Annotated in this window: 15 protein-coding genes; 14 read left to right on the plus strand and 1 reads right to left on the minus strand. The window is 35.7% G+C overall.

Going from position 1 to position 21946, the window contains the following annotated elements; translation table 11 throughout:
• The first annotated feature begins 8 nt into the window (after positions 1-8).
• The 13 genes from HND50_01840 to HND50_01900 all read left to right on the plus strand — a co-directional run bounded on the left by HND50_01840 (position 9) and on the right by HND50_01900 (position 16119).
• On the plus strand, positions 9-3149 hold the full coding sequence (locus HND50_01840; protein NOG43943.1) for an efflux RND transporter permease subunit: 3141 nt from the start codon (positions 9-11) through the stop codon (positions 3147-3149).
• A 12-nt stretch (positions 3150-3161) separates the two neighbouring features.
• A complete protein-coding gene (locus HND50_01845; GenBank protein NOG43944.1) occupies positions 3162-4445 on the plus strand; it encodes a TolC family protein in 1284 nt (427 codons plus the stop codon).
• A 190-nt stretch (positions 4446-4635) separates the two neighbouring features.
• Positions 4636-5088, plus strand: a complete 453-nt coding sequence (locus HND50_01850) for an Rrf2 family transcriptional regulator (protein NOG43945.1) — start codon at positions 4636-4638, stop codon at positions 5086-5088.
• Positions 5089-5090: 2 nt separating this feature from the next.
• Positions 5091-5423: a DUF59 domain-containing protein gene (locus HND50_01855; GenBank protein ID NOG43946.1), complete on the plus strand. Its 333-nt coding sequence runs from the start codon at positions 5091-5093 to the stop codon at positions 5421-5423.
• On the plus strand, positions 5420-6862 hold the full coding sequence (gene sufB, locus HND50_01860) for a Fe-S cluster assembly protein SufB (GenBank protein NOG43947.1): 1443 nt from the start codon (positions 5420-5422) through the stop codon (positions 6860-6862). The genes HND50_01855 and sufB overlap by 4 nt, the downstream gene beginning before the upstream one ends.
• Positions 6863-6924: 62 nt before the next feature.
• On the plus strand, positions 6925-7662 hold the full coding sequence (gene sufC, locus HND50_01865) for a Fe-S cluster assembly ATPase SufC (protein ID NOG43948.1): 738 nt from the start codon (positions 6925-6927) through the stop codon (positions 7660-7662).
• Positions 7663-7814: 152 nt separating this feature from the next.
• On the plus strand, positions 7815-9122 hold the full coding sequence (sufD, locus tag HND50_01870; GenBank protein ID NOG43949.1) for a Fe-S cluster assembly protein SufD: 1308 nt from the start codon (positions 7815-7817) through the stop codon (positions 9120-9122).
• 135 nt (positions 9123-9257) lie between these two features.
• Positions 9258-9575 carry a DUF59 domain-containing protein gene (locus HND50_01875; GenBank protein ID NOG43950.1) on the plus strand — a complete coding sequence of 106 codons (318 nt, stop codon included), beginning with the start codon at positions 9258-9260 and terminating at the stop codon, positions 9573-9575.
• Positions 9575-10819: a cysteine desulfurase gene (locus HND50_01880; GenBank protein ID NOG43951.1), complete on the plus strand. Its 1245-nt coding sequence runs from the start codon at positions 9575-9577 to the stop codon at positions 10817-10819. The genes HND50_01875 and HND50_01880 overlap by 1 nt, the downstream gene beginning before the upstream one ends.
• 101 nt (positions 10820-10920) lie before the next feature.
• Positions 10921-12069, plus strand: a complete 1149-nt coding sequence (locus HND50_01885; GenBank protein NOG43952.1) for a hypothetical protein — start codon at positions 10921-10923, stop codon at positions 12067-12069.
• A 15-nt stretch (positions 12070-12084) separates the two neighbouring features.
• Complete coding sequence (locus tag HND50_01890; protein ID NOG43953.1) at positions 12085-13485, plus strand: OmpA family protein; 1401 nt, start codon at positions 12085-12087, stop codon at positions 13483-13485.
• A 143-nt stretch (positions 13486-13628) separates the two neighbouring features.
• Complete coding sequence (locus tag HND50_01895) at positions 13629-14777, plus strand: tetratricopeptide repeat protein (protein ID NOG43954.1); 1149 nt, start codon at positions 13629-13631, stop codon at positions 14775-14777.
• A gap of 4 nt (positions 14778-14781) precedes the next feature.
• A complete protein-coding gene (locus tag HND50_01900) occupies positions 14782-16119 on the plus strand; it encodes a sigma-54-dependent Fis family transcriptional regulator (protein ID NOG43955.1) in 1338 nt (445 codons plus the stop codon).
• Between the two features lie 74 nt (positions 16120-16193).
• On the opposite strand, the gene HND50_01905 is transcribed toward HND50_01900, so the two are convergent.
• On the minus strand, positions 16194-17438 hold the full coding sequence (locus HND50_01905; protein NOG43956.1) for a DUF1015 domain-containing protein: 1245 nt from the start codon (positions 17436-17438) through the stop codon (positions 16194-16196).
• 216 nt (positions 17439-17654) lie between these two features.
• Between HND50_01905 and HND50_01910 the strand changes: the two genes are divergently transcribed.
• On the plus strand, positions 17655-21839 hold the full coding sequence (locus HND50_01910; GenBank protein NOG43957.1) for a response regulator: 4185 nt from the start codon (positions 17655-17657) through the stop codon (positions 21837-21839).
• Positions 21840-21946 lie beyond the last annotated feature (107 nt).

Raw genomic sequence — 21946 nt, forward strand, 5'->3', positions numbered from 1 at the left:
GTAATAAGATGAAAAAAATTATAGAATATTTTGTTAAGTATCCGGTGTTGGGAAATGCCGTAATGACGCTGATTATAGTGTTTGGATTTTTCTCATTCATGACAATGAAAACAACATTTTTCCCGGATTCAGATGTAAGATATATAACAATAACCGCTTCATATCCCGGCGCATCACCAGAAGAAATTGAAGAAGGAATTGTAACCAAAATAGAAGATGCAATAAAAGGAACAACCGGAGTAGAAAGAACAACTTCCACTTCTTCAGAAAATGTCGCAACGATTATGGTTGAACTGGAATATGGAACAGATGAAAATGTAGTTATTCAGGATGTTCAAAGTAATGTTAATAGTATAAGTTCGTTTCCGGTGGGAATGGAACAGCTAAATGTATTTAAACAAGAACCTCGTGAGTTTGTAATAAGCTTAGCAGTAAATGGGAATGTTGATTTGCGCGATCTAAAAACTTACGCGCGAAAAATAGAAAGAGAATTATTAGCAAAAGAGGGCATATCTAAAATTTCTTTAGCAGGATTTCCGGATGAAGAAATTGAAGTAAGCTTTAATGAAGAAAAAATGCGAGCTTTCGGAATTACTTTTGATGAAGCGGCTACTTCCATTGCAGCTGCCAATGTTAAAGTAACCGGTGGAAAAATTAAGGGAGAAAAAGAAGAGCTTCAAATTAGAGCAGATAACAAAAAGTATTATGCCGAAGATCTTGAAAACCATATTATAAAAACTACAACAGATGGTTTTGTAATTAGATTAAAAGACATAGCAGATGTTAATGAAAAATGGGAAGAAGATCCTAACCGCATTTATTATAACGGGAAGCAGTCTGTTACGGTTGAAATTCAAAAAACCAACCAGGAAGATCTTTTTGAAATCACCGAAACAGTAAGACAATATATTGGTGAGTTTAATGAAAAATATGAAGATGTTAATGTAGATGTTTTAAGAGATGGCTCGGAAGTTATACAAGAAAGAATTGATATTTTAACAAGCAACGGTGTTGTTGGAATATTTTTAGTTGTGTTAATTTTGGGATTAACACTTAATCCTCGTTTATCATTTTGGGTTTCAATATCTATTCCACTTTCATTTTTAGGAATGTTTGCTATTGCCACAGCTTATGGACTTACTATAAATGTAATGTCCTTAATGGGCATGATCTTAGTAATTGGTATTCTTGTTGATGATGGAATTGTTGTGGCTGAAAATATTTACAGCCATTACGAACAAGGTAAAACGCCTATAAAAGCAGCGGTTAATGGAACCCTGGAGGTGCTGCCATCTGTGGCAACAGGTGTTTCTACAACGATATTGATCTTTTTGATATTCTTTTTCCTTGATGGACAAATGGGAGATAATACTACAGATATGGCTTTTATTGTTGCCGGCACACTTGGATTTAGTCTGTTAGAAGCCATGATAATTCTACCTGCTCATATTGCACACTCAAAGGCCTTAAAAGGAAAAGAAGTTAAGCAAAATATAATATTATTAAAATTTGAGGGAATGTTATTTGTTTTACGCGATAAGATATATAAACCGATTTTAAATTATTGCATTAAACATCCTGTTGTAATCTTAACAATTCCGACAGCTCTGTTCATAATTACTTATGGTGCGCTACAAGGAAACATAATCAAAACCACGTTTTTCCCTTCAATAGAATTTAATAATGTAGGTATCACGTTAGAAATGCCGGCCGGTACAAGTGACACTATTACAGATGAAAAGCTGAAATATATTGAGTCGAAAATTTGGGAATTAAACGAAGAGTATGTAGAAGAATATCCAAATAAGGAAAAATTAATTGAATCTGTCACAAAACAAACAGGTCCTAGCGGAACACATGTTGGCAATGTTACATTGGTCGCTGTTGGAACGGAGGAACGTGAATGGGATAATTCAATAATAAAAGCCAAATTAAGAGAAAGGATTGGAGAAATTGAAGGTGCTGATAAATTACAAGTTGGAGGTGGAAGTAGATTTGGAATGCCTGTTTCAATAGCACTGCAAAGTTATGATTTGGAACAACTAAATAATGCAAAAGAAGAATTAAAAAATGAACTGAGACTGATTTCTGATCTTAAAGATGTGGTTGATGATAATCCTCCAGGATTAAGAGAAGTAAAATTGGAGCTAAATGATAATGCTTATAATCTTGGACTCACAACTTCTGAAGTAATGTCTCAAGTAAGAAGTGGATTTTATGGAAAGGAAGCTCAGCGAATTTTACGTGGAGTAGATGAAGTTAAAATTTGGGTGCGCTATTCAGAAGATGACCGTTCTACTATTTCTAAGTTAAAAGATATGCGTATAAAGTTAACAGATGGCAAGCAAATTCCACTTAGTGAACTTGCTGATGTTTCAATTGAACGCGGTGTTTTAAGTATTGGGCACATTGATGGACAAAGAGTAATTAAAGTTGAAGCAGATGTAACAACTACAGATATTTCTGTTACCAATTTAACAACCAAAATAAATACTGATGTTCTACCCGAACTAAAAGAAAAGTTTCCTGATGTAACCTGGTCAATGGAAGGTGAAAGTCGTGAATCGGGAAAAACAGTCGATTCAATGCTGGCAATTGTTCCCTCATTCTTAGTGTTAATGTTTATGCTGGTTGTTTTTACATTCAGATCATTTACACAATCCTTTATTGTTTACTTTCTAATTCCATTTTCATTTATTGGAGTTTTATGGGGGCATTTTATTCAAGGATATTTATTTAGCATACTTTCCGGTTTCGGGGCAATTGCACTAATTGGTGTTGTAATAAATGATTCCCTTGTATTTATAGATGCATTCAATCGATATTTAAGAAGTGGCCTCGATTTTACATCAGCATTAACAAAAGCGGGGTTAAACAGATTTCGTCCCGTAATCCTTACCTCGGTTACAACAATATTTGGTTTGGCTCCGTTAATTTTTGAAACAAGTTCTCACGCTCAGTTTTTGTCGCCAATGGCAATTTCAATGGCTTATGGATTGCTTGTTGGAACTGCACTTACTTTAGTAATGATTCCTGCGATGCTAAGCTTGACAAATAACATTAAATTTAAATTAAAAAAAGCAAATACAAGAGAAGAAATTGAACCCGCTATAATTGAACAGAATCAATTAAATGCTTATGAAAGTTAGGAGTTAGAAAAAATGAAGAAATTTAAATTAATTGTAGCACTATTGTTTCTCTTTGTTGCGTCCTTAAGCGCACAGCAAAAAATGACTTTAGAACAAAGCATAGATATTGCACTACAGGAAAACCTTAATATAAAAATTGCAAAAAACGAGAATGAAGTATCCCATAATAATATAAATATTGGTAATGCAGGCTTACTTCCCCAAGTAAATTTATCAGCATCAACTACCTACAATGATAATGAAATAAATAATAACGGAATAAAGTCTAATCAATCATATACAAGTAATTATGTTGGCGCTAATGCCACATACATTTTGTTTGATGGTTTTAACAATATTGCATCTTATAATCAATTAAAAACACAGGGTAAGATTAGTGATTATCAAACTCAATACACTATTGAGCAATATATTCTTCTGGTAACAAACTCATATTACCAGGTTGCAGGTTTAACAGATCAGCTAAACATAAATAAAGAATCATTGCAAATTTCTAAAGAGAGGCTGGAAAGAACTTCCAACAAAAAAGATTATGGGCAAGCCAAAAGCATTGATTATCTCAGTGCTTTAGTTGATTTTAATAATGATAGCGTGGCTTACATTAATTCTCAAACCTCACTAATTCAGGCAAAACAAGATTTCAACAATCTTCTAAATAGAAATACAGATTATGATTTTGATGTAGACCTGGATGTTCTCTATAAAATTCTTCCGAGTAAAGAAGATTTAATAAATACAGCTATAGAAAGGAATGCGTTATACAAATCCTCAGAAAACAATATTAAGCTTGCTGAATTAAATATAAAATCCGCAAACTCAAACTTTTATCCTCAATTATCTGTTGATGCAAATTATTCATTATATAATACTCAAAATGAATGGGAAGTAAATCTTAATGATAGAAGCAAAGGATTTTCTACCGGACTGAATTTAAGCTATAATTTATTCAATGGTTTTAGAAACAGCATACAGAAACAAAATGCAGAGATTAACCGCAAAAATGCTGAGTTAGAAAAAAAGAATGAGCTGCTTAGTTTAGTAACTGAAATCTCAAATACTCATCAACAATATGAAGATAGTAAAATTTCGCTAAAATTAGAGAACGATAATCTGGAAGCAGCAGAATTAAATTTCAATCGTTCAAAAGAATTATATAATCTGGGTCAAATTACAAACACGCAATTTAGAGAATCACAATTAAACCTGATTCAGGCCAAAAGCAGTATTTCCACATTAAGATATTCGATAAAGATTTTCGAGGCTGAGCTGGAGAGGTCAGCAGGAATACTATTATAAAATAAGGTGATAATTTTGAGTCGGTCTGGAATTCTGAGTTACTACTCAATTTATCGTTTGAGATAGTTAAAATACTCAGGCATGTCATATATTTAAAGTTGAATTCTTATATTAAAGTGTTTAGATTTGTAAACCCGATTAAAAAAGTCGGGTTTTTTAATATTCTTAAATAGGACAAAAATAGTCGGATATGTTAAGATTAAGCAAAAAAGTAGAATATGCATTGATTGCCTTGATGGATTTAGCCAATAATTCTGAGACTGATCCAGTTACTACAAAAGCATTGGCATCTTCATATCAAATCCCACAAGAACTGCTTGGGAAGGTAATGCAAAATCTTACAAAAAACGGCATTTTGAATTCTGTCCAGGGTGTTAAAGGCGGCTATATCCTTGGTCAGGACCCTGAAAATATTAAACTGATGCAAATAATTGAAATTCTTGAAGGCCCAATTTCTATTACCTCCTGCGGACATTTGGATGAGATTGAGGATTGCGGTTGTGATTTATTATCAACATGTACCATAAAATCACCCATGGAAATTATTCAGGCTGAACTAGAGAAGTATTTTACCGGGATTAGCTTAAAAGATTTAAATAAAATGTATAATAATAATCAAACAGCGCCAATTCAGTTAGTATAAATATGGTTGATGCAGAAGATATTTACCTGGCACTTAGCGATGTGTATGATCCTGAGATAAGAATGAATATTGTTGATTTGGGATTGATTTATGATGTAGGTATCAATGAATCTGATGTTACGATAAAAATGACCTTGACTTCACCCAACTGTCCGGCAAGTCCGGAAATAAAGAATAATGCTTTAAAAGCAGTAAAGTCGCTAAAAGGCGTCAAAAATGTTGAATTGGATCTTGTTTGGGAGCCTGGTTGGGATGAATCGCGAATGAGCGAAGAAGCAAAATTAGAATTAGGTTTAGATATAAACTTTGAAGACGGAAAGGATTGTTTAGTATGAGTTCTGAAACAGAAGAACTTGAATCCCTGGCCAACCAGGAATACAAATATGGCTTTGTGACAGATATCGAAGCTGATGCGTTGCCACCGGGCTTGGATGAAGGAACAGTGCGATCTATATCGGCTATAAAAAAAGAACCCTCATTTATGACTGAATGGCGTTTAAAATCATACAATAAATGGCTGGATATGAAAGAGCCTAAATGGCCAAAGGTTGACTATCCCGAAATTGATTTCCAGGATATGGTCTATTATTCCGCTCCAAAGAGCACGCCAAAATATGAAAGCCTTGACGAGGTAGATCCGGAGTTGTTGAAAACATACGATAAGTTGGGCATTCCTCTTGAAGAGCAGAAAATTCTTGCAGGTGTTGCAGTAGATGCTGTTTTTGACAGTGTTTCCGTAGCAACAACTTTTAAAGAAAAACTCTCAGAATTGGGGATAATTTTTTGTTCAATGTCCGAAGCACTTCAAAACCATCCTGATCTTGTAAAAAAGTATTTGGGATCGGTTGTACCGGCCACTGACAATTTTTATTCGGCCTTAAATTCAGCAGTTTTTAGTGATGGTTCCTTCGTGTATGTACCAAAAGGTGTTCGCTGCCCAATGGAACTTTCCACATATTTTAGGATTAATGCCCAAAATACAGGACAGTTTGAACGTACGCTAATCGTTGCTGATGAAGGTAGTTATGTTAGTTATCTTGAAGGCTGTACAGCCCCGCAAAGAGATGAAAATCAGCTTCACGCAGCGGTTGTAGAGCTGGTTGCTTTAAAAGATGCAGAGATCAAATATTCGACAGTTCAAAACTGGTATCCCGGTGATGAAAATGGCAAAGGTGGTATTTATAATTTTGTAACCAAGCGTGGTATTTGCCATGAAAATGCAAAGATTTCCTGGACTCAGGTTGAAACGGGATCATCAATTACTTGGAAATACCCAAGCGTGATTTTGAAAGGTGATAACTCAATTGGTGAGTTTTATTCGGTGGCAATGACCAACAATTTTCAACAGGCAGACACTGGAACAAAGATGATTCATATCGGCAAAAACACAAAAAGTAATATTGTATCCAAAGGTATTTCTGCCGGTAAAAGTAATAACTCTTATCGAGGTTTGGTAAAAGTAATGAAATCCGCTGAAAACGCCCGTAACTTTTCACAGTGTGATTCTTTACTGATTGGTGACAAATGTGGTGCACATACTTTTCCTTATATCGAGGTAAATAATACGAGTGGAAAAGTTGAACACGAAGCGACCACTTCTAAAATCGGCGAAGACCAAATCTTTTATTGCAATCAACGTGGGTTGGATACTGAGCAGGCGGTTAGTCTTATCGTGAATGGCTACTGTAAAGAGGTTTTTCGTGAGCTGCCGATGGAGTTTGCAATTGAAGCACAGAATTTGTTGAGTATTAGTTTGGAAGGCAGTGTTGGGTAATCAATTGATAAATGACAATTGAAAATTAAAAGCAGGGTCGAATAGTTTAAAAAGGGATAAAAATGTTAGAAGTAAAAGATTTAAAAGCATCGATTGAAGGAAAAGAAATTTTAAAAGGGATAAACCTAAAAGTAAATCCCGGGGAAGTGCATGCTATTATGGGGCCAAACGGATCTGGAAAAAGCACCCTGGCAAATGTTCTGTCCGGACGTGAAGAATATGAAGTGACCGGCGGAAGCGTTTCTTATGTTGGTGACGATTTGCTTGAATTTGCAGCTGAAGAAAGGGCACAGAAAGGAATTTTTCTGGCTTTTCAGTATCCGGTGGAAATTCCAGGAGTAAGCAATGTTTATTTTTTAAGAACTGCGTTAAATGAAATCCGCAAAGCAAATGGCGAAGAAGAAGTTGATGCTGCCTCATTTCTAAAAATGATTCGCAAGAAAATGGAAATGGTGGCCATGGATAAATCGCTTTTAAACCGTGCTGTGAATGAAGGGTTTTCCGGCGGTGAGAAGAAACGAAATGAAATTTTCCAAATGGCAGTGCTCGAGCCAAAACTGGCGATTCTTGATGAAACAGATTCTGGCCTTGACATTGATGCCTTGCGTATAGTTGCTGATGGTGTAAATGCATTAAAAAGTTCAAATAATGCAACCATAGTAGTAACGCATTACCAGAGACTTTTGGAATATATCGTACCGGATTTTGTCCATGTTTTATATAAAGGACAGATTGTAAAATCAGGTGGAAAAGAATTAGCCTTGGAATTAGAAGAAAAAGGTTACGACTGGTTGAAGTAGGACTTGTTCAAAAGGACACTACCGTGTCATTCCTGATTGTTCTTAACAGGGATCATTATACTTAGTAGCAGTTTAGATTCCCGCTTAAACCCTGCGGGAATGACAAAAAATGGGTTAATAAAGACAATTGCTGAGAAGCTAAAAAGGAAATAATGAATACAAAAGATCAAAACAGCGAAAAATACCTGAAAGCATTCAACAGTTATTTTAATGGCCAGGCAAAACAATCTTTTCATAAAATTCGTGAAGATGCTATTGATAATTTCGACAAACTGGGATTCCCTTCAACAAAAAAAGAAGAGTGGCGTTTTACAAATATCGCCGGGATAGCTAAGTCTGACTTCAAAATTGCAAAGAGAAACCTTGTTGATCAGGTAACTGAGAAGGATGTTGAATCGTTTTTATATAAAAACTGGCAGGGAACTCAAATAGTATTTATTGACGGTTTCTTTTCTGAGAAGCTATCAAAGATTGAGAATATATCTGATAAAATTTCGATCAAACCTCTCTCTGCACATCTTGAATCGGATAATGATTTTGTAAGTGAAAAAATAAGCCAACTTGCTTCTTACGAAAACGAGGCATTTGTTGCGCTTAATACAGCTTTTACTACAGAAGGCTGTGCAATCACAATCCCTGATAATATTGTCGAGAAAAATGGTGTTCATATTGTAAATATTGCAGCATCAGCCGGATGTTTATCTAATCCACGAAATATGCTTATTTGTGGTAAAAATTCCGAAGCGCTTGTTGTTGAGAGCTATCACACTTTGTCTGATGAAGAGGTATTTGTAAATAGTGTCACAGAAATTTTTATGGATGAAAATGCCAATCTTTATCACTACAAATTGCAAAATGAATCATTCAAAAGTAATCATATTGGCAACACAGCTATCAACCAAAAAGCGAATAGCAATTATATTTCTGCATCATTTGATTTTGGTGGAAAACTCGTCAGAAATAATATTTCAACAGAACTGGATGGAGAAGGAATTAACAGCACTTTGAACGGTTTATACATCGCAAAGGATGCCCAGCATATAGACAACCATACGTTTATTGACCATGCCAAAGCGCATTGCGAAAGCCATGAACTTTATCGTGGAATTTTGAAAGATCAAGCAAAAGGTGTTTTTAGTGGCAAGATTTTGGTTAGGCAGGATGCACAGAAAACGGATGCGAAACAATCCAACAACTGTTTGCTGCTTTCTGAAGACGCCCAAATAGATGCGAAGCCGCAATTGGAAATCTACGCAGATGATGTAAAATGTACTCACGGTGCTACCGTTGGCCAATTGGATGAAAGTGCCTTGTTTTATTTCCGGGCACGTGGAATTCCCAAAGAAAAGGCCTTAAGCATGCTAACCTATGCCTTTGCCGAAGAAGTTATTACAGGTGTAAAAAGTAAGCCATTGCAGGATCAAGTTGAACAGCTATTATTGCAACGGCTTAGTTCATAACGCTTTTCTCGGTGCGGGCGCAGCGTCATGCTGAACTTGTTTCAGCATCCATGAATTATTTGTGGATTCCGAAATAAATTCGGAATGACGAAATTTTTAATAGAAAACATAATAATATAAAGTAAGACGCTACCTATGGAAAACAGCGAAGTAAAAATCTCTAAAGATCAAATCATTGATGCCCTTAAAGGTGTTTTTGATCCTGAAATCCCGGTTGATATTTATGAGATGGGCCTGGTTTATGATATCAAAATTACCCATTCACAGATTTTGATTTTAATGACCCTGACCTCTCCAAGTTGTCCTGCGGCACAATCCATTCCTTTGGATGTACAGGATAAAGTTGGCAGGGTTCCCGGTGTAGAAAACGTAGAGGTTGAAATTGTTTGGGATCCGCCTTGGGGTATGGAAATGATGTCGGATGAGGCTAAATTGGAATTGGGGTATTTTTGATGCAAACTTTGTCCGTTGAAAAAGAAAAAGTTTTCGATGTTGAAAAAATCAGGGCCGATTTCCCCATATTAAATGAGACAGTCCACAATAATCCGCTTATATATCTTGATAATGGCGCGACAACTCAAAAACCGCAGCAGGTAATAGAGGCGATCTCCACTTATTATACAACATCCAATGCAAATGTGCACAGAGGATTGCACTTGCTGGCAGAACGCGCAACTGAGGGATACGAGAACTGCCGTAAAAAAACCGCTTCTTTTATAAACGCTCCTTCTGAAAAAAATATTATTTTCACCAGAGGTACGACAGAATCGATAAACCTTGTTGCCTATAGCTGGGCCAGAAAGTTTTTAAAAGCAGGTGATGAAATTCTGGTATCCGAGATGGAGCATCACAGCAATATTGTTCCATGGCATATTCTTGCAAATCAAATTGGCGTCAAAGTTGTATTTATCCCACTGAATAAAGATGGGTGTCTAAACATTGATTCTTTGGACAAGCTAATCTCTAACAGGACCAGGCTAATAGCAATTACACACATGTCAAATGTCCTTGGTACTATAAATCCGATAAAAGAAATTGTAAAACGAGCGCATGATAAAAATATAAAAGTTCTTGTAGACGCAGCTCAAAGTGTTCCAAACATGCCTGTTGATGTTCATGACCTGGAATGTGATTTTCTTACTTTTTCATCACACAAAATGCTTGGACCTACGGGATTGGGTGTGTTATTTGTTAAAAAAGAAATACAATATGAAATGGATCCTTTTTTAGGTGGTGGAGAAATGATTTCCACCGTTACAAAAGAACAGGTATCCTGGGCAGATATTCCGCACAAATTTGAAGCAGGAACACCAAACATTGCCGCTACTTTTGGCTTTTCAGCTGCTCTTGATTATCTAGATAATTTGGGAATGGAATATATTGAAAACTACAAAAAAAGATTAACATTGTATGCAATCGATAACATGAAGAGAATACCGGGTTTAGAAATTTTTGGCGAGGCTGAAGAACGCGGTGCAGCTGTTGCTTTTAATATAAAAAATATTCATCCATTCGACCTGGCCCAGTTTTTAGACCAAAATGGTATTGCCATTCGATCAGGACATCATTGTGCTCAACCTTTAATGCAATGTCTAAATATAACTGGAGCAGCAAGGGCAAGTTTTTATATTTACAATACATTTCAGGAAGTGGATATATTTGTCGAAAAACTGCAAAAAGCCACCCATTTTTTTTAAAAGTTACCCGACTCATATAAAATTCCTCAAAACCATCATATCTAATTACCCGCATCATTTAAGTTGATTGGATTTTAAAGTAATACTATATTTTCAAATCTATGAAAAATTCCAAAGAATCTCAGCCTCAACTTGATCTTATTAAAAAAAAGGAACTGGTTCGATTACGCCGGAATTACTCAAAACCAATTCTTGGTATTACAGGCTATCTTGGTAAAACAACTTTAATTACAATGCTCTCTGCTGTTTTGAGCTCACGTGGAAAAGTTCTAAAAACACCCCATGGAAGTGGATCGTGGGAGAATAATTTAGAAACACTTAGCAGGCTCGATGAGCAATATGATTATACAATTTTTGAGTTTGATTATCAGCATGGCAAGAATTTTGCTGGCTTATTGCGACTGATAAAGCCAAACGTGGCTGTAATTACAAATATTGGAGATGCACATTTAAGTTATTTGCGGGATGCAATGACTCTGGCTTTACAAAGATCAGAGGTTATAAAATATATAGCCCGCGATGGCGTAGCAATCCTTAACCAGGATGATGACATGAGTTCAGCACTGAGCCAGCATATTATTACGCCAAATATTGTTAAATATGGAATGAATCATAGCGCAGATTTTTTTGCTTCTGATATTGAACAATTAGGGCCAAATGGGATTAGGTTTAATTTAAATGGTAATAAAAAAATTGAGCTTCCTTTGTATAGTGTGTTTAATGTTTACAGTTTTTTGGCTTGTGCAGCAACTTGTTCTAATCTTGGAATTCCCATTGAAGAAACAGTTGAATTAATCAGAAAAAAATTTACGTTACCAAAGGGGCGTGGAAATCTTCAAAAAATAAAAAGTATTTATTTACTCGATGAGAGTTATCTTGGTACATCACGTTCGGTAAGTAAAGCGGCGCGAACGCTGGTAGGATTTGGACCATACACTAAGAAGACCGTTTTAATTATTGGCGATATGACTGAGCAAGGTTTGAAAATTGAAGACAGGCATTTAAATATGGGGCATTTTTTATCTGCTTTGCCAATCGACTACCTGATTACATTGGGACATTACGCCGAATATATTGCTAAAGGCGCTTCTTTGATCAAATCAAAATCAAAGAAAATTATATCTGTAAAAAATGTAAATGAACTTTTAAATACACTGGAAACAATATTAACACCCAATATGGCCATTTCTGTTAAAGGACTGGGAAATATTGTTTTTCACAGAATCAGAACATTAATCGAAAAATTTTAAAAAAAGGTGAAAACTATGAAAGCAACCTTAATTAGTATGTTATTAGTAATGAGTTTTGTTATAAACGGGTTTAGCCAAACGACTGCAAAAGATAAGTTTTTTGCAGACTATGAATCGTTAATTGAACAAGTACGTTCAGGTAATGGTGAAATTTTATCTCCTGAGTTTTATAAGAATGCAGTTGAAGTTTATCAAGAAGCCATTGAAGCTTATGAAGAAAAAGAAAGCCAAAAAATCATTCGTGAAAAACTTGATGAATCGGCAAAGTATGCACGTGATGCCCTGGGGATTATAAAGCTTGCTAATTTGACCTTAAAACAAACAATAGATGCCCGAGAAGCTGCTTTATCAGCTGAAGCGCCAATCTATGCAGCAAAATTGTGGGAAGAAGCAGAAGAAGAATTTCGTGAAGCAACTCAAAACCTGGAAGATGATGATATTGATGATGCCAAAGAGTATGGACAAACGGCTCAGCAACTGTTTAACCAATCCGAACTATTGGGAATTAAGAACGGTATTTTGGGAGAAGCCAGGGAAAAAGTAAAACTGGCTGAAGAAGCTGAAGCGGGTGAATATTCATTCCATACTTTAACTGATGCCCAGAATTTACTGGTTGAAACGGAAAGGTTGCTGGATGGTGACAGATATGCGCGCGAAGAGGCAATTCAAAAAGCTGCTAAGGCTTCTTATCAGGGATCACATGCTGCATATCTTGCAAAAACAATAAAAGCGCTTTCTACAAAAGATGAAAATTGGGAAAACTTAATTTTAAAGTTTGAAGAATTTTTAACAGAATTTGGAAGTCAATTCAACTATAAGCCACAATTTGACGAGGGTTTTGATAATAGCGTCAGATCAATTTCCGAATATATTAAAACTCTTAAAGAAGATAAAAAACAGTTAATCCAGGAAAATGGCAGGCTTCAAGAAGAGTTAAACTCTGTAAAAGAGCGGGAAGAAAACTATTCTGCTGAGCTTGAGAAAAAGAAAGACAAGGAACGACGAATTGACAAAGTGAAGTCTCTTTTTTCTTCAAATGAGGCGAAAGTAATTTATGAAGGTGATAATCTGATTATCCGTTTATTTGGAATAAACTTTCCGTCGGGTAAAGCAATAATTCAACCGGAATATTTTTCACTATTAACAAAAGTGCAACAGGCATTGCGTGAGTTTCAGGATAGCCATTATTTAATTGAAGGGCATACGGATGCTTTAGGTAATAATAACAGGAATAAAATTTTATCTGAAAAAAGAGCCCTTTCTGTTAGGGAATATTTAATTGCCAATATGGATTTAAGCGACTCCCAAATTACTCACATTGGTTTTGGTGAATCAAAACCTGTGGCATCAAATGAAACAAGGCAGGGCAGAGAGTTAAACAGAAGAATTGATGTCGTGATTAATATTAGCGAATAATCCATTTTATTTACGAAAATAAATTTTATATTTTTTATCAATTACGTCAATCTTTATATTGCCCTGATTATTTTGTGTGCTTTAAATTGACTAACCGAATGTAGACATTATCGTTTTATTCTATTTTTAGGGAGCTTCCAAGTTTGAAAGGAATTGGATTACGGGATAAAATCTCTGTAGACTCACGCGAGTTTCAGGTTCACACAGGTAATGATCCTTTAAAAAATATTGTTAAAAGTGAGGTGTTTGAAAAAGGGAAGTTTCTATTCAGCGCAGAAGATCCATATTCTGTCCGTGAAAACAAAGAAACTGAAATTGATGAAGAATATCTCAAAGACATTACTTTTGAACAGCATCAAAATACACTTGATGAGATTAAGATTCTTTTTTTAGTCAATGAAAAAATAAAACAAATAAGACAGCACCTACCTCATTTCCGCCTTGGTAAAGTTTTTTTAAACCGCAATTTCATAGATGAAGCAATAAATAACCTGAAGCGAGTTGTAGAACTAAAACCCGATTTTGTCCGTGGGCATATTAAACTTGGCCTGGCCTACTTTAAACAGACAAAATATATGGATGCGATCAAAGCTTTTTTACAGGCGCATAAGATAGAACCTGAATATCCTGATATTTTAAATAATTTGGGTGTTACTTATGCCAAAACGAATAATTTTGCAGCCGCCTCTAAGTTTTTAAAAAAAGCTTTGGAAATTAAACCAAACTTCAAAGAAGCTAATTTTAACCTAGGTATCGTTTTGTTCTTATCATCTATCGCTGATGATGAAGATGAATCAAAAGTTATCATTCCTGCAAGATTTATTCGCTCTTTTAAAGAAATCCTTAAAATGAGTTCGTTTCAATCAAAGTATTGGCATGAAAGGTTTATTCTGACCCAGCAGGCTCTGGAAGAAGGAAAAAAGAAGAATGTAGTTGCCGCGCTGGAAAAAATTCAATCCGAAATTATGTTTCAGGAAGACAGCAGTGATATAATGGATTATTTTTTCTTGCAGTTTATGTTTGGTGGATCAGAATTGAAACACACCAAGCTTGACTTTTTTGAAGAATTGATTACTGCCGAGGTTGAAAGAAATAACACATATGCCGATTATTGGAATGAACTGGGAATTATCCATCTTGTTCAATGCCGCGAGTATTTTACCAAAGCAATCGCAGAGTTTGAAAAATCCACGAAAATTGACCCCGATTTTGAAACAGCACAAAAAAACACCGAACTCTTAAGACACAACAAGCAAGGCTTCCTGATCTTGCTGCGGGCCATCCTAAAATAACATCATGGAAAGAAAAATTCTTGTTGTTGACAATGAAAAGCGAATGTGTACGCTTATAAAGCAATCGCTTGAAATTGAAAATTATAACGTACAAACAGCATACTCCGGCAATGAGGCTTTTGAATTATTGCAAAATAATTTTTTTGATGTGGTGATCACCGATTTAAAAATGACTCCAGTCGATGGGCTGCAAGTTTTGGACTACGTTAAGAGAAATCATCCTTCAACCGAGGTTATTTTGATCACAGCTTTTGCTACACAGGAAACAGCACTGGAAGCAATGAAAGCAGGAGCTTATGATTACCTGATTAAACCTTTTAAAATGGATGAGCTGTTGCTGAGGATTGATCGAGTTCTGAAACAAAAAGAAATTTTAAAAGAAAATGAAGAATTAAAAAAACGCCATGAGCAACCTACTCATTTATCGGGGATAATCGGTAAAAGCAAAAAAATGCGCGAAGTGTTTGACCTGATAAAACGGGTAAGCAAGCAAGATGCCGCTGTACTTATCCGAGGTGAGAGTGGCACTGGAAAGGAGCTTGCAGCAAATGCTATCCATTCAGAAAGTGACAGGCAATCCAAACCCATGGTGGCGATAAATTGCGCTGCATTGCCGGAGAACCTGCTTGAGAGTGAGTTGTTTGGGTATGAGAAAGGTGCCTTTACAGGAGCGACCCAATCTAAAAAAGGCCTGTTTGAAATGGCCAGCGGCAGTACACTTTTCCTGGATGAAATTGGTGATCTTTCCTTGGGCTTGCAGGCAAAATTATTGCGGGTTTTACAAAATAATGAAGTATTTCACCTTGGTGGAAGGGAAGCCATTAAAGTTGATGTACGCCTGATTACGGCCACACACCAAAACTTAGAAAAAATGATTGAAGAACAAACTTTCCGTTCGGATTTATATTACCGCATTAATTTGTTCCCGATTGTCCTACCGCCATTGAGAGAACGCAAAGAAGATATTCCCGAGTTAATTGAATTTTTTATGCTTAAACACCCAGATAAAATTTTATCTCCTATGGCAAAACTATCGTTAATGGAATATGATTATCCCGGAAATATCCGAGAACTGGAAAATATACTTTCACGCGAAGCAATTATTTCTGAAAAAATTATTGAGGAAATCAATTTGCCAGCAACATCATTTTCAGAAGAATCAAGTCCAAAACAATTTGGTGTATTGCCTGAACAAGGTTTGATTATTGATGAGTTGTTAAAAAATCTTATAATACAGGCGCTTGAAAAATCTGGTGGAAAAAAAAGCAAAGCGGCAGAATTACTCGGTGTAACCCGCCGCCGTTTATATTCAATGATGGAAACACATGGGATTGAATATTGAAATATTGTTTATTGCGTATTATTGAATAATCTGTATTTTAATTATCAATTATCAATCTTACAATCATCAATCTTTCAATCCAAAAGATGCACAAATAATCCGCTACGCAGTTTAGGTTCAAACCAGGTTGATTTTGGCGGCATAACTTTTCCTGCATCAGCGATGGCCATTAAATCCTCAATAGATGTTGGGAACAAAGCAAATGCAACTGCCATCTCTCCCGAGTCAACTCTTTCGGTTAAACCTTCCAAGCCACGAATCCCTCCAACAAAATCAATCCGTTTATCTTTACGTGGATCACCAATCCCTAAAGCTGGTGCTAAAAGGTTTTCTTGTAAAATAGATACGTCAAGCCGGGAAACAGGATCATTCTCATCAAAACTGCCTTCATGGGCTTCCAATAGGAAGTACTCTTTATCCATGTACATGATAAATGCGTGGGCTTCCATTGGTTTAAATCCCGCAGGGCCTAATCTCCTGATTGAGAAATTATCATAGATTTTGTCAAAGAATTCATCTTTGGAAAGGCCATTTAAGTCCTTAACAACACGGTTGTAATCCATTATATACATTTGGTTGTCAGGGAAAATCACATTTAGGAAATAATTATAACTTTCATTTCCATTATGCTTTGGATTTTTATCCTTGCGCATTTTGCAAATTCTGGATGCAGCAGCGGAGCGATGATGGCCATCGGCTACATAAAGTGCATCAAGCTTTGAAAAGCTATCCTGAATTGCTTTTATATCTGCGTCATTATTTACAACCCAGATTGTGTGTTCAATTTCATCATCGGCCATAAAACCAATCTCAGGCTGGCCTGCTGTAATTTTGGAGATAAGTTTGTCTATTTCCGGTTGTGCTTTATATGTTAAAAAAACCGGTCCAACTTGTGCGTTTAAATTATCGATATGGTTTACGCGGTCATCTTCTTTAACGGGACGCGTAAATTCATGTTTTTTAATCAGATCGTTATCATATTCTTCAACAGAGGCCAGTGCAACCAGACCATACTGTTCATGTTCTCCCATAAGTTGCTTGTATATATAGAAACATTCTTTGTCTTCTTTTTTCATAACACCATTGGTGATCATGTTTTTTAAATTTTCAGCACCTTTTTGATACACTTCTTTGGAATAAATATCTGTATCTTCCGGTAAATCTATTTCCGGCTTGTTTACGGATAGGAAGGTCATTGGATTTGTTTCAGCTATTTTACGGGCTTCTGAACTGTTTAAAACATCGTACGGTGGAGAAGCAACATGCTCTGCATTTTTTGGCAAAGGGCGAAGGGCTTTAAAGGGTTTTACTATGGACATTTTTTTCTCCTGAGAAAATTAAATCTAAAATAAAATAATTAAAGAATTTAATAAAATAGAAACTCGGCATCAAAAAATATATTATCATTATCTTTTATATCATAGTGAAATATAAAAATCTTCGGTTTCTTTGTGAATAAAATCCCTAAATTGCGTCGTTAGTTTAATTTGTTATCTTATTAAGACTTCTATCTCTTTTATTTATCAGGATTCAATATGATTATTCCTTTGCAATCCCGGATAAACTATTTATTTATTCTCTTTTTTCTGGTTGTGAGTTTTGGGCGGGCCAATAATACCAGCTTAAATATTACATCAAATTCAAAGCCTACCTTATATAAACCAAATACTGTAAAGTTTGAGCAATTGTCAGTTAATGATGGTCTTTCAAGCAGCGATATATTACGTATTTACCAGGACAATCGCGGTTATTTATGGGTTGGAACACGAAATGGTCTCAACAAATTTGATGGATATAATTTCAAATCGTTTTTAAATGAACCTGGTGACAATAGCAGTATAAGTAACAGCTCAGTATTCGCTATATTTGAAGATAAAAAAAACAGGCTTTGGATTGGGACCAAAAGCTTTGGACTAAACCAGTATATATATGAAACAGAAAGTTTCAAAAATTTTTCTTCATTTCTCATCGATTCCATCACAGTAAAAACTGGAAGCGTTTATGCAATTGGTGAAGACAAAAAAGGTAATCTGTGGATTGGTAGCAAAAATGGATTGTTTAAGGTGGATGTTGACAGCCTGGGTTTAAAAAAGATTTTACATTACAAGCAAGAACCGGGAAAAGCCAATAGCCTTAGTGACAATAACGTACGCTCGCTTTATATAGATTCATCAGGAATAATCTGGATTGGTACAAAAAATAAAGGATTGGATCGTTTTGATCCTGAGACAGGATTATTTAACAACTTACGTTTGGCACCAGATTCTTTAAAAAATTGGAACTTAGTTAATAAAATAATTGAAAGCAGAAATGGTTTTTTATGGCTAGCAACAGGACGTGGTGGATTGTGCCGCTTGAAGTGGAGATCCAACGAAGATGTATTGCTTACTCGCTTTAAACACAACCCGGATGATCCATCAAGCATTAATCATAATCTAATAAGAGATGTATTGGAAGATAAAAATGGCGTTATATGGGTTGGTACAGCAAATGGGCTATGCCGCGTAATTCGTAATGGCAAAAAAACAACTTTTAAATCATATATAAGTGATCCAAATGATCCTTCCACCTTAAGTTATCCACTTGCTACATCACTTTTTCTGGATAGATCAGGGATTTTGTGGGTTGGCACTTCAAAGGGATTAAACAAATACAATCCGGGAAAAGTAAAATTTACACACTATAAGAGTGTACCAGATGGCCAACAGGGATTGAAAACCAATATGGTTTACGCCATTCATGAAGGTGAACCTGGCGAGTATTGGATTGGAACCCGTGGCAGAGGGCTTTCCCGTGTTTTAGTGAGCAAAAGTGGTTCCGAAGATTGGACCCATTTTAGAACACAAAAAGATCCGAAAAAAAAGCTGTCGACCGGAACAATTATGTCAATATTAAAAGACAAAGCAGGGGATATATGGGTAGCCAGCTTTTTTAGTGGTTTAAACAAATATGACCGTAAAAATGATAATTGGATTCGCTACCGGCATGATCCAAAAGATTCTACCAGTTTAATTAGCAACCGTTTACTAACTCTATTTGAAGATCGATCCGGAGTTCTATGGATTGGGACAGTAGACAAGGGATTGTGCAAATTTGATCGTGTACAAAATAAGTTTTTTCAATACAAAAATGATCCAACTGATTCATTGAGTATAAGCCACAACAGGGTTCAGGCAATTCTCGAAGATAGTAATGGCAGGCTATGGATTGGGACATATGCTGGAGGTATAAATATTTTTGACAGAGAAAATAACAGCTTTATCCATTTTATAAAAGATACAAGTAATACTTTCTCTTTGCGAAGTAACGAAATTCAAACCCTCCATGAAGACAGAAATAAGAACATTTGGATTGGGACCGGAAAAGGTGGACTCTCACAAGTTAGTCTTTTAGATATTGATAAAGGTTTATTTAGTAATTATTCAAAAAAGGATGGTTTACCTGGAAATACGGTTTATGGAATTATAGAAGATGATAACGGCAAACTATGGCTGAGTACAAATCGAGGTTTATCAAGGTTTGATCCGCAATCCAAAGTATTTAGAAACTTTGATTTGGATGACGGTTTGCAAAATATGGAATTTAATGATTTCTCATGGTTTCACAGCAAACAAACCGGAGATATGTTTTTTGGAGGCCCAAGTGGGTTTAATGTGTTTCACCCCGATAGTATTAAAGACAATCTAAATTTGCCTCAGGTTGTTTTTACAGATTTGAAAATATTTAACAAATCTGCAGATCATTTTGACCAAGAATCGCCACTAACCAAACCAATCTCGGAAAGCAGTTCGATTACATTATTGTATGACCAAATTGTTTTAACTTTTGAATTTGCAGCTATTCATTTTGCCCAGCCAAATAAAAACAAATACGCTTATCAAATGGAAGGTTTCGAGGAAGAATGGAATTATGTCGGAACACGCCGTTTTGCAACATATACAAACCTATCTCCTGGTCAATACGTTTTTAAAGTGAAAGGAAGTAATAGCGATGGCATTTGGAATGAAACCCCGACAACCTTAAAAATTACTGTTTTGCCACCCTGGTGGAATACCTGGTGGTCCTATAGTTTGTACTTGCTTTTTATTGTTGGATTGGTTTTTGGGCTGCGCAAATATGAATTAAATCGACAGCAATTAAAGCATAATTTTGAGTTAGAACATTTGGAAACTGAAAAACTCAAAGAAGTAAATAACATGAAATCCCGTTTCTTTGCCAGCATTTCACACGAATTTCGAACACCGCTTACTTTAATAAGTGGACCGGTTGAGAGACTTTTAAAACAAATCAGCAACAAAAAACAAATCTCCGATCTGAACCGCATTCAAGATAACGCGACTCGAATGAATAAACTGGTTGATATGTATTTAGAACTATCGCGGCTGGAAAGCGGTAACATCACACTTCAAAAAGAAGAGCAAAATATTATCCCAATTCTTAAATCTATTCTGGCTTCATTTGAATCCATTGCTGAAGCAAAAGAGATTGAGCTGCAATTTCGCTCATCTATTTTTTCAGCTATTTGCATGGTGGATACTGAGAAGTTTGAACTGATAATTATAAATCTCATTTCGAATGCCATTAAATTTACGCCTCAGAATGGCATAGTTACCTTATGTGCAGAAACTTCAGAAATGCAAAACCAATTACTGATCAAAGTTGAAGATACTGGCGTAGGTATCCCTCAAAACCAACTATCTAATATTTTTAAAATGTACTACCAGGTTGAAAATGAAATCAATAAAAGAATAAGTGGGACAGGAATTGGTCTGACAATGGCAAAAGAACTAACTCAGTTGCATGGCGGTAAAATTGAAGTCGAAAGCATTCTGGGTGTGGGAACTACTTTCGAAATAACAATCCCGGTTAGTGCTGTTCATGAAATATCTGTTGAAGAAAAATCAGGAACAAATAGACAACTAACTAATCCTAATTTTGATGAGATCGACAGAGATAAAAAATTGATTCTGATTGTAGAAGACAATCATCAAATGCAGGATTATATTAAAAGCCATCTTGATGACGAATATGAAATAAAATTAGCAGCAGACGGGAAGCAAGGTTTTGCAAAAGCTATAAAAACAAACCCTGCATTAATAATCAGCGATGTGATGATGCCTGAAATGGATGGCTATGAGTTTTGTTCAAAAATTAAAAATGATTTTCGCACAAGCCATGTCCCGGTAATCCTGTTGACGGCAAAGATAGAAGATAAGGATATGATGGAAGGCCTGGCGACCGGTGCGGATAATTATCTTAAAAAACCTTTTAAAGCAGCAGAGTTACATGTCCGTATTAAAAATTTAATAGAAAACCGTTCCAGGCTACACCGCAAATTTCAAACAGATCAGCGCATGGATCTTAAAGAGTTCAAGGTAACTTCGGCTGATGAGCTGTTTTTAGAAAAGTGTCACAATATAATAAATGAAAACCTATCTAAAAGTGAATTTTCAGTTCAAGATTTTGCCAATGAAATGGCTTTAAGCCGAATACACCTATATCGCAAATTAAAGGCCCTAACTGGTCTTAATACCAATAAGTATATCCAGACAATCCGCCTAAAAAAAGCAGCCCTATTGCTTGTTTCCGGTCATGGAAATATTTCTCAGGTGGCATACGATTGTGGCTTCTCCAACCCATCCTACTTTGCTGAAGCATTTAAAGAGATGTTTAGCATTTCTCCCACGGAATATGTACAAAAGGCAAAAAATGTAACATAGGATATAGATTTTGATACACCTGTTATAGAAATAGTTAATTCATTTGAAGTAATTATTTATATCAAATGCATGGTTCTGATACCACTCAGATCTGAACTCATATACTT

The sequence above is a fragment of the Calditrichota bacterium genome, assembly GCA_013112635.1.
Lineage (GTDB): Bacteria > Calditrichota > Calditrichia > Calditrichales > J004 > JABFGF01.

Excerpts from the sequence above, each read along its gene's own strand:
- HND50_01840 (NOG43943.1), top strand. The coding sequence starts at position 9 with ATGAAAAAAATTATAGAATATTTTGTTAAGTATCCGGTGTTGGGAAAT.
- HND50_01845 (NOG43944.1), top strand. The coding sequence starts at position 3,162 with ATGAAGAAATTTAAATTAATTGTAGCACTATTGTTTCTCTTTGTTGCG.
- HND50_01850 (NOG43945.1), top strand. The coding sequence starts at position 4,636 with ATGTTAAGATTAAGCAAAAAAGTAGAATATGCATTGATTGCCTTGATG.
- HND50_01855 (NOG43946.1), top strand. The coding sequence starts at position 5,091 with ATGGTTGATGCAGAAGATATTTACCTGGCACTTAGCGATGTGTATGAT.
- sufB (NOG43947.1), top strand. The coding sequence starts at position 5,420 with ATGAGTTCTGAAACAGAAGAACTTGAATCCCTGGCCAACCAGGAATAC.
- sufC (NOG43948.1), top strand. The coding sequence starts at position 6,925 with ATGTTAGAAGTAAAAGATTTAAAAGCATCGATTGAAGGAAAAGAAATT.
- sufD (NOG43949.1), top strand. The coding sequence starts at position 7,815 with ATGAATACAAAAGATCAAAACAGCGAAAAATACCTGAAAGCATTCAAC.
- HND50_01875 (NOG43950.1), top strand. The coding sequence starts at position 9,258 with ATGGAAAACAGCGAAGTAAAAATCTCTAAAGATCAAATCATTGATGCC.
- HND50_01880 (NOG43951.1), top strand. The coding sequence starts at position 9,575 with ATGCAAACTTTGTCCGTTGAAAAAGAAAAAGTTTTCGATGTTGAAAAA.
- HND50_01885 (NOG43952.1), top strand. The coding sequence starts at position 10,921 with ATGAAAAATTCCAAAGAATCTCAGCCTCAACTTGATCTTATTAAAAAA.
- HND50_01890 (NOG43953.1), top strand. The coding sequence starts at position 12,085 with ATGAAAGCAACCTTAATTAGTATGTTATTAGTAATGAGTTTTGTTATA.
- HND50_01900 (NOG43955.1), top strand. The coding sequence starts at position 14,782 with ATGGAAAGAAAAATTCTTGTTGTTGACAATGAAAAGCGAATGTGTACG.
- HND50_01905 (NOG43956.1), bottom strand. The coding sequence starts at position 17,438 with ATGTCCATAGTAAAACCCTTTAAAGCCCTTCGCCCTTTGCCAAAAAAT.
- HND50_01910 (NOG43957.1), top strand. The coding sequence starts at position 17,655 with ATGATTATTCCTTTGCAATCCCGGATAAACTATTTATTTATTCTCTTT.